The 233-nt window shown below is 53.6% G+C and carries 1 pseudogene; it reads right to left on the bottom strand.

The features are described 5' to 3' along the window. A pseudogene (locus tag EOD29_RS35330) lies at positions 1-220 on the bottom strand (aminoglycoside phosphotransferase family protein); the annotation flags it as partial. Between the last annotated feature and the right edge of the window lie 13 nt (positions 221-233).

The following is a 233-nucleotide window of genomic DNA, read 5'->3' on the forward strand; positions in this document are numbered from 1 at the left end:
AGGAAATCCAGTTCCATTCGTACACATTTCTCGACACCGGCGCCTGCCAATCGGCGGATACCTTGAGCTTGGCAAGTGCGCGTTTCACACAGATGAGCCGGCCGGGAAGCTCCACACGGTAGATATCTGAAGAAACACCACCCGTCAGCGGCTTGTAGATCGCCTCCTCGGAAGCGCTCCTCAAACCGTTCTTCAGCAAGAACTCATCGAAAGTCGTCATCTCATATACAGAC

The sequence above is a fragment of the Mesorhizobium sp. M1A.T.Ca.IN.004.03.1.1 genome, from assembly GCF_003997555.1.
GTDB lineage: Bacteria > Pseudomonadota > Alphaproteobacteria > Rhizobiales > Rhizobiaceae > Mesorhizobium.